This window comes from Halomonas sp. WWR20 (genome assembly GCF_054602495.1).
On record NZ_JBTRHR010000010.1, the window covers coordinates 1 to 12,632 of the forward strand.

Consider the following 12,632-nt stretch of genomic DNA (forward strand, 5'->3'; position numbering starts at 1 on the left):
CCTTCGTCGCCAAGGCCGGCGAGGTGCTCAAGGGCAGCGCGTCACAAACCATGCTCACCCCGGGCATCTATGATGCCTATCAACAGGGTGTGGGCCGGCTCTCCAGCCACGACAAGGTCCGCGAGATCTCGCGTGGCCAGGTCGGCGAGACGCCCAACCAGTGCCAGTCGGCGCTGTTCGTGACCTCGGCGGCCGACTTCCTGGCCGAAGAGACGCTGCAGGAAGAAGTGTTCGGCTCCTCCTCCCTGGTCATCGAGTGCGCGGATACGGCGGAAGTGAAGCGGGTCGCCGAGCACCTCGAAGGCCAGCTCACCGTCACGCTGCAGATGGACGACGCCGATCTCGACGCGGCGCGGGCACTGCTGCCGACGCTGGAGCGCAAGGCGGGGCGTGTGCTGGTCAACGGCTGGCCGACCGGGGTCGAGGTGTGCCATGCCATGGTGCATGGCGGGCCGTACCCGGCGACCTCCGACAGCCGCACCACCTCGGTGGGCTCGGCGGCGATCTTCCGCTTCCTGCGTCCGGTGTGCTACCAGGCACTGCCGGAAGGGCTGCTGCCCGAGGCGCTCAAGGAGGGCAACCCGCTGGGCCTCAAGCGCCTCGTGGATGGCAAGCGCGAGGACTGATTGACGTAGTGAATCGATAACTTAATCGATGCTATACACAACGGGGCGGCCTTTCTGGTCGCCCCGTTGTGTATAGCGGTAAGGTTTAGATCAACCCGCTGACACGCAGGGCGAATACGCCTGCAGTGATGGTCACGCTGGCCATTAACGTGGTAATGGCGATGATGTTCGCCGCCAGCTTGGCATTGCCGCCCATCGCCTTGACCATCACGAAGCTCGCTGCCGCCGTGGGGCTGGCAAAGAACAGGAACAGCAGACCCAGTTCGGGGCCGGAGAATCCGATCAGCCACGCCGCTGCGGTGGCGAGTATCGGCAGCACTACCATCTTCATCAGGCTGGCGTCGAATGCGGTCATGCTGTCGTCGCGCAGTGCGCTGATTGACAGCGTGCCGCCGATGCAGATCAGCGCCAGGGGCAGAGTCAGCGAGGCGAAGTAGTTGCCGCTAGTCATCAGCCAACCGGGAAGCGTTACGCCGGACCAGGCGGTGGGAATGGCCAGGATGACCGCGATAATCAGCGGGTTCTGCATGATATGCAGCAGTACGCTGCGCCAGTCGGCCCGCTTGCCCGGCTGGTAGGCCGCCAGCACCACTACCGATAGGATATTGTAGGAAAGAATCACCACACCGAGCAGCAATCCACCGGCGGACAGTCCATAGTCGCCGTACATGCTGGCGGCAAGCGCTATGCCGACGATACCGCAGTTACCGCGGAAGGCGCCTTGCACGTAGACGCCGCGATCGATATGCGGCACGCGCCAACTGGCCCACAACCAGCTGAGGACGAACGTCATCAGCGTGGCGACGGCAAAAAAGCCCAGCAATCTGGGATTGAGCGTGGCATCGAGATCGGCGCGGATGATGCTAAGAAAGATCAGGGTCGGCATGGTGGCCCTGAATACCAGGGCCGATGCCGTCGAGATGAATGCGCTGTCGATCCAGCCGATGCGCTTCAGGCCGATACCCATGAACACCATGGCGAATACCGGCAGCGTGACTTCAAGGGTGTGTGTAAAAACGGCTAACAGATCCATGGATTACCTACCCCTGCCTGACCAGTCGCCATCCCACCACGATGGCTGCCACCACGATGATCCAGAACAGCCGATTTCTCAGGCGAGTATCGCGGGAAGGGCGAGGCTTGGGCACGACATTTTCCTTACGCTTGGGAGGGGGGAGGGTATGCAGCGCGGCCATATCGGCCATGGACACGACCAATGTCCATAGCCGCGCGGCCAGCGCAGGCTTTGGTCATAAAGCGTTTCATGGTAAACCCGTTAGTCTGCTACGCCTAGACGAAGCCAGCATAAAGCTTCGAGCCGCCGCACAAGCGGTCTGACCGGTTTCCCGCTGTCCACAATAACCCCAATGCCGGAGTTTCCATGATTCATCCCGAACCGCTGAGCCTTGCCCAAGGCCGGATTGCCGCGCTGAGCTGGGGAGCGCCTGGCGCCCCCGTATGGTTGGCCCTGCACGGCTGGCTCGACAATGCCGCCAGCTTTAGCCGCCTGGCGCCGCTGCTCGCCGAGGCGCTTGACGTGCGCATCGTGGCTGTCGATTTTGCGGGGCATGGCCTGTCTCTGCCGCGTCCGGTGGGTGCCGATTACGCCATGTGGGACTATGTGGGCGATGTGCTGGACGTGCTGGACGAGCTGGCGGTGGATAGTGCGCCATTGCTGGCCCACTCCATGGGGGCGGGGGTGGCCTGTCTGATGGCGGCGGCACTGCCCGAGCGGGTCGAGCGGTTATACCTGATCGATGGCCTGGGCGCGTTGACGACCCCGGTGGAAGACACTGTCAAGCAGCTTCGCAAGGGGCTGCTGGATCACCGCCGTCCGGCATCGGACACGCCACGCTATCCCGACCTGGACACGGCGGTGGCGGCGCGCGTAGCGGGTGGCGTCACACCGATCGATGCCGCCACCGCAGCGCCTCTGGTGGCCCGCAACGTTGAAAGCGAGGGTCAGGGGCACGTGCGCTTACGCACCGATGCCCGCCTGTTACGTCCTTCGATTGTGCGTTTCACACCGGAGCAAGTTCTGGTCATACTGAAAACGATTCAGGCGCCGGTACTCCTTATCGAGGGCGAGGACGGCATCATGGTCAAGCGTGATTTCGCCCCCCGGGCCCGTAGCGCAGTGCCGAGGTTGCGCCGTACCGTGCTGCCGGGCGGTCATCATCTGCATCTGGAAAAGGCCGCAGTGGCCCAGGTGGCGCATGCCATTATCGAACACGCCCGAGACTCGCTCGTTAAGGAGTAGGACATACCCCGTGCGAGGCGGGATAATCACGCATAAAGCGAGAGGCGAATGCTGGGAGTCGGGACATGAGCAAGCGGATTGCGCTGGTGCTGGGAAGCGGCGGCGCACGCGGCTACGCGCATATCGGCGTGATCGACGAGGTCATGGCGCGGGGCTATGAGATTGTAGCGATATCCGGCTGCTCGATGGGAGCCGTGATCGGCGGTATCTACGCCGCGGGACAGCTCCAGGGCTATCGTGACTGGGTCTGCAAGCTGGATTATTTCGATGTGCTGAGATTGGTGGACGTGACTTGGAGCCCGATGGGCGCCATGCGGGCCAGCAAGGTCATGAGCAAGCTCGAGGGGATGATCGGCGAAACGCGTATCGAGGAGCTGCCCATTGCCTTCACCGCGGTGGCCACCGACCTGGTGCGCCAGCGCGAGGTGTGGTTTCAGAGCGGCTCGTTGCTCCGGGCCATTCGGGCCTCCATTGCCGTGCCCGGCATCATCACCCCGGTGCATTTGGGGGAGCAGGTGCTGGTGGATGGCGGTTTGCTCAATCCCTTGCCGATCATTCCCACCGTGTCGTCGCGCGCGGACCTGATCCTGGCGGCCAATGCCACGGCTCAATCGTCTCGCCCCGTCACTCTCGAGGAACTGCTGCCTGCCGATGAAGCGGCGGAGGAAGCCGCTCGTGAACGGGCCCGTGCGGCAGCCGGGCAGCGATTCAGCGGCTGGTTCGGCGGAGTGCGCCAACGTGCCTTGCGTATGTTCGATACTTTCGGCAACAGCGAGGTAATGGAAGAAAGCGAAGATGTGGAAGGACGTACCCAGGCGGCTACCGAGCGTGCCTGGGGCCGCCTGGACATGATGCTGTCATCCTTCGATATTGCCCAGGCGGCCCTGGCCAAATACAAGGTGGCGGGTTACCCGCCGGATATCTTGATCGAGATTCCCAAGACGGTCTGCAGCGCCTACGAGTTCCACCGTGCCGAGGCGCTGATTCGCCTGGGCCGCCACCTGACGGCCCAGGCGCTCGACAGCTACGAGGGCAAACCCGACAGGGCGCGCGCCAACGGCAACACGGCTCCCCCGCAGCGTCCGGTTTCTCCGGACCTTCCCCCTGCGAAGTGATCGATCAGGCATCGCGACGGGTACGCAGCAGGACGTACACGGCACCGGTGCCGCCATCGAGTTCCAATGCCGAGCAGAAGGCCAGCACGGTGGGCCATTCACGCAGCCAGGCATTAACGTGGCTCTTGATGATCGGATAGTCGCTCATGCCGCTACTGACATTGCTGCGTGCCTTGCCATGTACCACCAGCACGCAGCGGGCCCGCTGGGCACGGGCATCGGTGAGAAAGCCCTCCAGCTCGGCGCGGGCCTCGTCGACGGTGTAGCCATGCAGATCCAGGCCCGCCTCCCAGGCGATCTGGCCGCGCTTGAGCTGGCTGCGGGTCCGGTAGGGCAGGTCGGGCAGGGCGAAATCGAGTGTCTGACTAGGGCGGACCGGCTCCACGCGCCCATCCGAGGTGCGACTGGAGGGGGCGTCCGCCGTGGCGTTGGCCGCCGCGGCTCGCCGCTCGGCCAGGCTGGCGTTGTCCCGGCGGCGTGTGCCGGGGTCGGCACGGTTATGGGCCAGACGACGCACACCGGCTTCTTCCAGGGCCTGGCGAAACAGCGAGATTTCCTCGTCGTCGGGCGTACCGGGGCGTCGGCTCATGGGGGCTTCCTGTCAGCGGGGCGTCGGGTGAAGGCGAAGTCGCTCCAGTATACTGGCTTGCCGGCGGCTGTGAACCGGCGCCGGGCGCGGTTACAATCGGTGGCTGTCTGGTCTTTTCATAAATTTCATAGGGGCATCGCGTGTCTGACTCCGGTTTGCCTGCTGTTTCGACCCTCGAGCTTGAAGACGCCGCGCTTGCCGAGGGGCTGATCACCTTACGCGATTATCTGCGTTGGGCCACCAGCGAATTCCATGCCCATCGCCTGCATTTCGGGCATGGCACCGCCAGTGCCTGGGACGAAGCGGTGGCACTGGTGCTGGGAGCGCTGCACTTGCCCTGGGACATCGATCCTTCGGTACAGGATGCCCGACTGCTGCCGGTCGAGCGCCAGCGGATCGTCGCCCTGGTGCGATCGCGCATCGAAACCCGCACGCCACTGCCATACCTGCTTGGCGAGGCCTTCTTCGCCGGTTATCCCTTTGAGGTGGATGAACGGGTGCTGATTCCGCGCTCGCCGATTGCCGAGCTGATCGAGCATGGCTTCGTCGCCTGGTTTCCCGGAGATCCGCCCGCCCGGATTCTAGATTTATGTACCGGTTCGGGCTGCATGGGCATTGCCTCGGCGCTCAACCTGCCCACCGCCGAGGTCGATCTGGTCGACATCAGTGAGGAGGCGTTGGCCGTCGCCAAGACCAACATCGTGCGCCACGATGTGGGCACGCGGGTGCGCGCTGTGCTCTCCGATCTGTTTGCCGGCGTGGCGGGCCAGCAATACGATCTGATCATCAGCAACCCCCCTTACGTTGACGAGCGCGATTTGGCCTCGATGCCCGCCGAGTACCGGCATGAACCGGCCTTGGCGCTGGGGGCGGGACAGGACGGCCTGGCTATCGTGCGGCGTATTCTGCGCGAGGCGCGCCAGTATCTGACCAAGGAGGGCGTGCTGATCGTCGAGGTCGGCAATTCCGAGCGCCACCTGGAAGCGGCCTTTCCCAAGGTGCCGTTCTTGTGGCTGGAATTCGAGCGGGGCGGCCAAGGCGTCTTTGCCCTGACCGCGCGTGAACTCGATGAGCATGCGGCGTCTTTCGCCTAGCTTTTGTGCCTGGTTTCTTGAGGAATGCGTAATGTCCGGCAATACCTTCGGTAAGCTGTTTACCGTGACCACTTTCGGCGAGAGCCATGGCGCGGCGCTGGGCGCCATTGTCGATGGCTGTCCTCCGGGGCTCGCACTGAGCGAGGCCGACCTGCAGGCCGATCTCGATCGCCGCCGCCCGGGCACCTCGCGGCATACCACCCAGCGTCGCGAGCCCGATCAGGTGCGTATTCTCTCGGGGGTGTTCGAGGGGCTGACCACCGGCACGCCGATTGGTCTGCTGATCGAGAATACCGATCAACGCTCTAACGACTATTCGAAAATCAAGGACCAGTTCCGCCCGGCACACGCCGACTATACTTACCATCACAAATACGGCATCCGCGACTACCGCGGCGGTGGACGCTCCAGCGCCCGGGAAACGGCCATGCGTGTGGCGGCTGGCGCGATCGCCAAGAAATACCTGGCCGAGCGCGGTATTAACGTGCGCGGTTACATGAGCCAACTCGGTGCTCTTGAAATTGATTTCAAATCCTGGGAGAGCGTCAGCGATAACGCCTTCTTCTGCCCCGACCCTGAGCGGGTGCCCGAGCTCGAAGCCTTCATGGACCAGTTGCGCCGCGATCAGGATTCGGTGGGTGCCCGCATCACCGTGATCGCCGAAGGCGTGCCGGTGGGGCTTGGGGAGCCGGTCTTCGACCGCCTCGATGCCGAGCTGGCTCACGCCCTGATGAGTATCAACGCGGTGAAGGGCGTGGAGATCGGCGACGGCTTTTCCAGCGTCAGTCAGCGCGGCAGTCAGCACCGCGACGAGATGACGCCCGAAGGCTTTGTCTCCAACCACGCCGGCGGCGTGCTGGGCGGCATCTCCTCGGGGCAGCCGATCGTCGCGCATCTGGCGCTCAAGCCCACCTCGAGCATCACATTGCCGGGACGTTCCATCGATATCCACGGCAATGCCGTCGAGGTCGTCACCAAGGGGCGGCATGACCCTTGTGTAGGCATTCGCGCCACGCCTATCGCCGAGGCGATGATGGCGCTGACGCTGATCGATCACCTGCTGCGCCATCGCGCCCAGAATGCTGACGTGCAGGTCGACACTCCCCGCTTGAGCTGACCTCTGCCACGCCGCTCGCTCGAAGATACGAACCGGAGAGCGGCGTGCTTTCGCTATACGGCTCTTGCCGCCTCCAGCATTTCAAGCATGGCACGTGCGGCATTCGACAGCGTGCGGCTCTTGTGTACCAGATAGCCCAGTGGGCGCTGGATGGGACGATACGCGATGGGCAGCACCTTGATGTCGGCATCGATCATCGTCTCCGGCAGCACGCTCCAGCCCAGGCCGATGGCGACCATCATCTTCAATGTCTCGAGGTAATTGGTCGATAGCGCCACGTTCACCTTGAGTCCTTCACGCACAAAGGTGTCGACCACGATGCCGCGTGTGAAGGTCAGATGCCCCGGCAGCACCGCATCGTACTGCGACAGTTGTGACAGCGGCAGCCGGGCATGGCCGGCCAGGGGATGTTCGCGGCCGCAGACGAAACGTAACTGGTCGACCCACACCGGCACCACGGTCAGCTGCGGGTCGGGTGAGGGCGCGAGCGTGACCACGGCGAGCTCCAGCTCCCCTTCGAGCACCCCCTGATAGGCCTGTTCCGAGTCCAGAAAGCGCATGTCCATCTTCACGCCGGGGTAGTTCTGGGTATAGCGCTTGAGGATCGGCGGCAGACGATGCAGGCCGACGTGGTGGCTGGTGGCCATGGTCAGGCTGCCTTGTACTTCGCCTTCCAGGTTGGACAGTGCCCGCCGGCTGTCGTCGAACATCACCAGAATCTGGCGGGCCCGCGGTAGCAGGGTACGGCCTGCTTCGGTCAGTGCCACGCGGCGGTTGATACGGTCGAACAGCCGGGCACCGATTTGCGCCTCCAGTGTGGCGATACGTTTGCTGACCGCCGGCTGGGTGAGGTGCAGCTGCTCGCCAGCGGTGGAGAAGGAGCCGTTGTCGGCGACGGCGAGAAAGGCCTGTAGGCTTTGCGTATCCATGGCATCTCTTGGGAAAGCGGAATCGTTAAGCGCATTGTATTCCCAAATGGAATCCAAAGCATAAATAACATGAATTGCTTTTATGGAGTGTTCTTCGTAGTCTCTGTAGCGTTGAACGTCACCGTTCGGCACATCGAATTTTAACGAGACGCCACAGAGCGTCATCAATGCGCCAGCAGGCGCCGGGGCCGGCGCCCCGTGGGAGGAGATCCATGGCAGGCCAGACACTCTACGACAAGTTGTGGTCACAGCATTTGGTCAAGTCGCGTGACGATGGCACCGCGCTGATCTATATCGATCGTCAACTGCTCCACGAAGTGACGTCGCCGCAGGCCTTCGAAGGTCTGCGGCTGGCGGGCCGCAAGCCATGGCGTCTGGATGCCAACCTGGCGACCCCCGACCACAACGTGCCGACCACGGTGAAGGAGCGCGCCGCAGGCAACGCCGGTATCGTCGATCCGGTGTCGTTGATTCAGGTGCAGACGCTGGATGACAACTGCGCATCCTTCGGTATCGAGGAGTTTCGCATCAACGACGCTCGCCAGGGCATCGTCCACGTGGTGGGGCCGGAGCAGGGTGCGACCCTGCCGGGCATGACCGTGGTCTGCGGCGACTCGCATACCGCGACGCATGGCGCCTTTGCCGCGCTGGCCCACGGTATCGGCACCTCCGAAGTCGAGCATGTCCTCGCCACCCAGTGTCTGATTCAGCGCAAGATGAAGAACATGCAGGTGCGCGTCGAGGGCCAGCTTGGCGCTGGCGTGACGGCCAAGGACATCGTCCTGGCGGTGATCGGCAGGATCGGCACCGCCGGTGGCACCGGCTATGCCATCGAGTTCGCCGGCAGCGCGATTCGCGAGCTGTCCATGGAAGGGCGCATGACCATCTGCAACATGGCCATTGAAGCGGGCGCCCGCGTGGGCCTGGTGGCGGTCGACGACACTACCGTCGAATATCTGCGCAACCGCCCGTATGCACCGACTGCCGAGCAGTGGGACGCCGCCGTGGCCAGCTGGCGAGCGCTGGTTTCCGATGACGATGCATCGTTCGATAAGGTGATCGAACTCGATGCCGCCGAGATCGAGCCGCAGGTCAGTTGGGGCACCAGCCCCGAGATGGTCGCCGGGATCGGCGGCAGCGTGCCGGACCCCCAGGAGGCGGGTGACGACACCGTCAAGCGCGGCATCACCCGGGCCCTGGAATACATGGGACTCGCGCCGCGTCAGAAGATCACCGATATTCGTCTCGACAAGGTGTTCATCGGCTCCTGCACCAACTCGCGCATCGAGGATTTGCGCGAGGCGGCCAAGGTCGCCCAGGGCAAGAAGGTCGCCAACAGTATCAAGCTGGCGATGGTCGTGCCCGGTTCGGGGCTGGTCAAACGTCAGGCCGAGGCCGAGGGGCTGGACAAGATCTTCGTCGAGGCGGGCTTCGAGTGGCGCGAGCCGGGCTGCTCCATGTGTCTGGCCATGAACGCCGACAAGCTCGGCGCCGGTGAACACTGCGCCTCGACCTCGAACCGCAACTTCGAGGGACGCCAGGGTTACGGCGGTCGCACTCATCTGGTGAGTCCCGCCATGGCGGCGGCAGCCGCCATCGCCGGGCATTTCGTCGATGTGCGTGACTTCGTCAATCAGCCCCAGCCGCAGGAGGTCTGAGCATGGAAAAGTTCGTTCGCAAGCAGGGGCTCGTCGCGCCGCTCGATCGTGCCAACGTCGACACCGACCTGATCATCCCCAAGCAGTTTCTGAAATCGATCAAGCGTACCGGCTTCGGCCCCAACCTATTCGACGAGCTGCGCTATCTCGATGAAGGCTATCCCGGCCAGGACGCCACACAGCGTCCGCTCAATCCCGATTTCGTGCTCAACCAGCCACGCTATCAGGGCGCCAGCGTGCTGCTGGCACGGCGCAACTTCGGCTGCGGCAGCTCCCGCGAGCATGCACCCTGGGCGCTGGAGGACTACGGCTTTCGCGTGGTCATCGCGCCGAGCTTTGCCGATATTTTCTACAATAATGCCTTCAAGAACGGCATTCTGCTGATCACCCTCGACGAGGATACGGTCGACCGGTTGTTCCAGGAAGTCGAGGCTAACGAGGGCTATCGCCTGGATGTCGATCTCGAGGCGCAGACCGTGACCACACCCGGTGGCGAGGTGCTGGGCTTCGAGGTGGACGAGTTCCGCCAGCACTGCCTGATCAACGGCCTCGATGATATCGGTCTGACGCTGCAGGACGAGGCGGCCATCCGCAGCTTCGAGCAGCGCCATCGCCAGACGAATCCCTGGTTGTTTCGGGGCTGACACGCACAACAACAACGCTGGACACCTACGCCAAGGACGCTAATGCGCAGGGAAGCGCCCCATTCATCAGGACTTGCCTGGCTCATTGCCGCAGGCGAGTCAGCTAGAGATACGTGACATGAGCCGTAAGATTCTTGTTCTGCCGGGCGATGGTATCGGTCCGGAAATCACCGCGGAAGCCGTCAAGGTCCTCGAGGCCTGCCGCGAGGCGGGCCTCGACGTCAGCCTCGAGGAAGGGCGGGTTGGTGGCGCGGCCATCGACGCGCATGGCGAGCCGCTGCCGGCCGAGACGCTGGACAAGGCGCGGGTCGCCGATGCCATCCTGCTCGGCGCAGTGGGCGGCCCGCAGTGGGACAAGCTCGAAGACATTTCCAAGCGTCCCGAGAAGGGCCTGCTGGGGCTGCGCAAGAATCTCAACCTGTTCGGCAACCTGCGCCCGGCGATCCTCTACCCGCAGCTCGCCGAGGCGTCGAGTCTCAAGCCCGAGGTCGTCTCGGGGCTGAACATCATCATCGTGCGCGAGCTGACCGGAGGGATCTACTTCGGCCAGCCCCGCGGTATCGAGGAACGCGACGGGCAGCGCGTGGGTTTCAACACCTACGTCTACTCCGAGGCGGAGATCGAGCGCATCGGCCGCGTCGCCTTCGAGATGGCACAAAAGCGTGGCAAGAAGCTGTGCTCGGTGGACAAGGCCAACGTGCTCGAGGTCACCATCCTGTGGCGCGAGGTGATGGAACGCTTGGCGGCGGACTATCCCGATGTCGAGCTGTCGCACATGTACGTCGACAATGCCGCCATGCAACTGGTGCGTGCGCCCAAGCAGTTCGACGTGATCGTCACCGGCAACATGTTCGGCGACATCCTCTCGGATGAAGCCGCGATGCTTACCGGCTCGATCGGCATGCTGCCCTCGGCCTCACTCAACGAGAGCGGTCAGGGCATGTACGAGCCGTGTCACGGCAGCGCGCCGGACATCGCCGGACAGGGCATCGCCAACCCGCTGGCGACCATCCTGTCCGTGGCGATGATGCTACGTTACTCCCTGGATGCTCCGGCGCTTGCCGAGCGCATCGAGAGAGCGGTCGGCACGGTTCTTGACGAGGGCCTGCGCACCGCGGATATCGCCTATCCCGGTACGCGAAAGGTATCGACAAGCGAAATGGGCGAGGCCGTACTGGCCGCCTTTCGTAGACGCTAAATCGTATGAGGTCCGTGGCACCCGCGGCCCCGCGCTCCCCTGAGGGCGCACATACTCAGAATCCCAGGAGGATATGAATCATGTTGAAAGTCGGATTTGTCGGTTGGCGTGGCATGGTGGGCTCGGTGCTCATGGATCGCATGCGCGAGGAGAATGACTTCGCGGGGCTTGAGCCGGTGTTCTTCACCACTTCGCAGGTCGGCCAGCCGGGCCCCGACGTGGGCGTCGACGTGCCCGCCCTGAAGGATGCCTTCGATATTGATGCGCTCAAGTCACTCGACGTCATCGTGACCTGTCAGGGCGGCGATTATACCGGGAAGGTCTACCAGCCGTTGCGCGAGGCGGGCTGGAACGGCTATTGGATCGATGCCGCCAGCACGCTGCGCATGGCGGATGAAGCGACCATCGTGCTCGACCCGGTCAACCGCCACGTCATCGATGCCCAACTGGCCAAGGGTGCGAAGACCTTCGTCGGCGGCAACTGCACCGTCAGCCTGATGCTGATGGGCCTGGGCGGACTGTTCGAGGCCGGCATGATCGAGTGGATGACTTCGATGACTTACCAGGCGGCCTCGGGGGCCGGCGCCCAGAACATGCGCGAGCTGCTCAATCAGATGGGCGCTCTGCGCGAGGGCGTCGTCAACGAGCTGCTCGACCCGAAAAGCGCCATCCTGGAAATCGATCGCAAGGTGTCGGCGAGCATGCGCGGTGCCGACTTCCCCATCGATCAGTTCGGGGCACCGCTGGCGGGTGGACTGCTGCCGTGGATCGACAAGGCGATGGACAACGGCCAGAGCAAGGAGGAGTGGAAGGCTGGCGTCGAGACCAACAAGATTCTCGCCACCGGCGACCACCCGGTGCCCATCGACGGGCTGTGTGTGCGTATCGGTGCGATGCGTTCGCATTCCCAGGCGTTTACCATCAAGCTCAAGCAGGATGTGCCGATCGATGAGATCGAGGACCGCATCGCCAAGCACAACGACTGGGTTCAGGTCGTGCCCAACGACAAGGAGGCCACGATCCAGCAGCTGACGCCGGCAGCGGTCACAGGCACGCTGGGCGTGCCGGTAGGGCGTCTGCGCAAGCTGGCCATGGGCGGCGAGTACCTGACCGCCTTCTCGGTGGGCGACCAGTTGCTGTGGGGCGCCGCCGAGCCGCTCAAGCGCATGTTGAAGATCCTGCGCGAGCAGTAATTCACGCTGCGCTGAGATTGATGAAAAACGCCTCCTTCGGGAGGCGTTTTTTGTGCAATCGTCGGAATAAGCATGTAATAACGGGCATGAACCAATGACGAGAACTTACCATAAGCGGTATGGTAGATATAAAATGATACATACCATTACCTGGGCCGTTTGTATGAGTCGGATGGCGGCTATAGGGCTCGGAAGGTACCCAGAGGATC

General features: G+C 63.5%; 13 protein-coding genes. 9 read left to right on the forward strand and 4 right to left on the reverse strand.

Annotation, left to right across the window (positions count from 1 at the left end; genetic code table 11):
* Window positions 1-626 (forward strand): aldehyde dehydrogenase family protein (locus ACW4DH_RS16210; protein ID WP_459637446.1); only part of this gene is annotated, 626 nt, incomplete at its 5' end.
* An 85-nt stretch (window positions 627-711) separates the two neighbouring features.
* Here ACW4DH_RS16210 and ACW4DH_RS16215 read toward each other — a convergent pair.
* Window positions 712-1,659: an AEC family transporter gene (locus tag ACW4DH_RS16215; RefSeq protein ID WP_459637447.1), complete on the reverse strand. Its 948-nt coding sequence runs from the start codon at window positions 1,657-1,659 to the stop codon at window positions 712-714.
* A 7-nt stretch (window positions 1,660-1,666) separates the two neighbouring features.
* A complete protein-coding gene (locus ACW4DH_RS16220) occupies window positions 1,667-1,837 on the reverse strand; it encodes a hypothetical protein (RefSeq protein ID WP_459637448.1) in 171 nt (56 codons plus the stop codon).
* A 170-nt stretch (window positions 1,838-2,007) separates the two neighbouring features.
* On the opposite strand from ACW4DH_RS16220, the gene ACW4DH_RS16225 reads away from it, so the two are divergent.
* Window positions 2,008-2,886, forward strand: coding sequence for an alpha/beta fold hydrolase (locus ACW4DH_RS16225; RefSeq protein ID WP_459637449.1), 879 nt, complete (start codon window positions 2,008-2,010; stop codon window positions 2,884-2,886).
* 65 nt (window positions 2,887-2,951) lie between these two features.
* Entirely contained in the window at window positions 2,952-4,001 is a 1,050-nt protein-coding gene (locus ACW4DH_RS16230) for a patatin-like phospholipase family protein (RefSeq protein ID WP_459637450.1), read from the forward strand.
* A 4-nt stretch (window positions 4,002-4,005) separates the two neighbouring features.
* On the opposite strand, the gene ACW4DH_RS16235 is transcribed toward ACW4DH_RS16230, so the two are convergent.
* Window positions 4,006-4,590, reverse strand: a complete 585-nt coding sequence (locus ACW4DH_RS16235; protein WP_459637451.1) for a Smr/MutS family protein — start codon at window positions 4,588-4,590, stop codon at window positions 4,006-4,008.
* Window positions 4,591-4,730: 140 nt separating this feature from the next.
* Between ACW4DH_RS16235 and prmB the strand changes: the two genes are divergently transcribed.
* Both prmB and aroC read left to right on the forward strand, forming a co-directional pair.
* Window positions 4,731-5,684, forward strand: coding sequence for a 50S ribosomal protein L3 N(5)-glutamine methyltransferase (gene prmB / locus ACW4DH_RS16240; RefSeq protein ID WP_459637452.1), 954 nt, complete (start codon window positions 4,731-4,733; stop codon window positions 5,682-5,684).
* Between the two features lie 31 nt (window positions 5,685-5,715).
* A complete protein-coding gene (gene aroC, locus ACW4DH_RS16245; RefSeq protein WP_459637453.1) occupies window positions 5,716-6,801 on the forward strand; it encodes a chorismate synthase in 1,086 nt (361 codons plus the stop codon).
* Window positions 6,802-6,854: 53 nt separating this feature from the next.
* Here aroC and ACW4DH_RS16250 read toward each other — a convergent pair whose 3' ends face one another.
* Window positions 6,855-7,730, reverse strand: coding sequence for a LysR family transcriptional regulator (locus tag ACW4DH_RS16250; RefSeq protein WP_459637454.1), 876 nt, complete (start codon window positions 7,728-7,730; stop codon window positions 6,855-6,857).
* Between the two features lie 212 nt (window positions 7,731-7,942).
* Between ACW4DH_RS16250 and leuC the strand changes: the two genes are divergently transcribed.
* The 4 genes from leuC to asd all read left to right on the forward strand — a co-directional run bounded on the left by leuC (window position 7,943) and on the right by asd (window position 12,423).
* On the forward strand, window positions 7,943-9,388 hold the full coding sequence (gene leuC / locus ACW4DH_RS16255) for a 3-isopropylmalate dehydratase large subunit (RefSeq protein ID WP_459637455.1): 1,446 nt from the start codon (window positions 7,943-7,945) through the stop codon (window positions 9,386-9,388).
* 2 nt (window positions 9,389-9,390) lie between these two features.
* A complete protein-coding gene (leuD, locus tag ACW4DH_RS16260) occupies window positions 9,391-10,032 on the forward strand; it encodes a 3-isopropylmalate dehydratase small subunit (RefSeq protein ID WP_459637456.1) in 642 nt (213 codons plus the stop codon).
* A 118-nt stretch (window positions 10,033-10,150) separates the two neighbouring features.
* Window positions 10,151-11,230, forward strand: coding sequence for a 3-isopropylmalate dehydrogenase (leuB, locus tag ACW4DH_RS16265; protein WP_459637457.1), 1,080 nt, complete (start codon window positions 10,151-10,153; stop codon window positions 11,228-11,230).
* Between the two features lie 80 nt (window positions 11,231-11,310).
* Entirely contained in the window at window positions 11,311-12,423 is a 1,113-nt protein-coding gene (gene asd, locus ACW4DH_RS16270; RefSeq protein ID WP_459637458.1) for an aspartate-semialdehyde dehydrogenase, read from the forward strand.
* Window positions 12,424-12,632: the final 209 nt, after the last annotated feature.

Excerpts from the sequence above, each read along its gene's own strand:
- ACW4DH_RS16215 (WP_459637447.1), bottom strand. The coding sequence starts at position 1,659 with ATGGATCTGTTAGCCGTTTTTACACACACCCTTGAAGTCACGCTGCCG.
- ACW4DH_RS16225 (WP_459637449.1), top strand. The coding sequence starts at position 2,008 with ATGATTCATCCCGAACCGCTGAGCCTTGCCCAAGGCCGGATTGCCGCG.
- ACW4DH_RS16230 (WP_459637450.1), top strand. The coding sequence starts at position 2,952 with ATGAGCAAGCGGATTGCGCTGGTGCTGGGAAGCGGCGGCGCACGCGGC.
- ACW4DH_RS16235 (WP_459637451.1), bottom strand. The coding sequence starts at position 4,590 with ATGAGCCGACGCCCCGGTACGCCCGACGACGAGGAAATCTCGCTGTTT.
- aroC (WP_459637453.1), top strand. The coding sequence starts at position 5,716 with ATGTCCGGCAATACCTTCGGTAAGCTGTTTACCGTGACCACTTTCGGC.
- ACW4DH_RS16250 (WP_459637454.1), bottom strand. The coding sequence starts at position 7,730 with ATGGATACGCAAAGCCTACAGGCCTTTCTCGCCGTCGCCGACAACGGC.
- leuC (WP_459637455.1), top strand. The coding sequence starts at position 7,943 with ATGGCAGGCCAGACACTCTACGACAAGTTGTGGTCACAGCATTTGGTC.
- leuD (WP_459637456.1), top strand. The coding sequence starts at position 9,391 with ATGGAAAAGTTCGTTCGCAAGCAGGGGCTCGTCGCGCCGCTCGATCGT.
- leuB (WP_459637457.1), top strand. The coding sequence starts at position 10,151 with ATGAGCCGTAAGATTCTTGTTCTGCCGGGCGATGGTATCGGTCCGGAA.
- asd (WP_459637458.1), top strand. The coding sequence starts at position 11,311 with ATGTTGAAAGTCGGATTTGTCGGTTGGCGTGGCATGGTGGGCTCGGTG.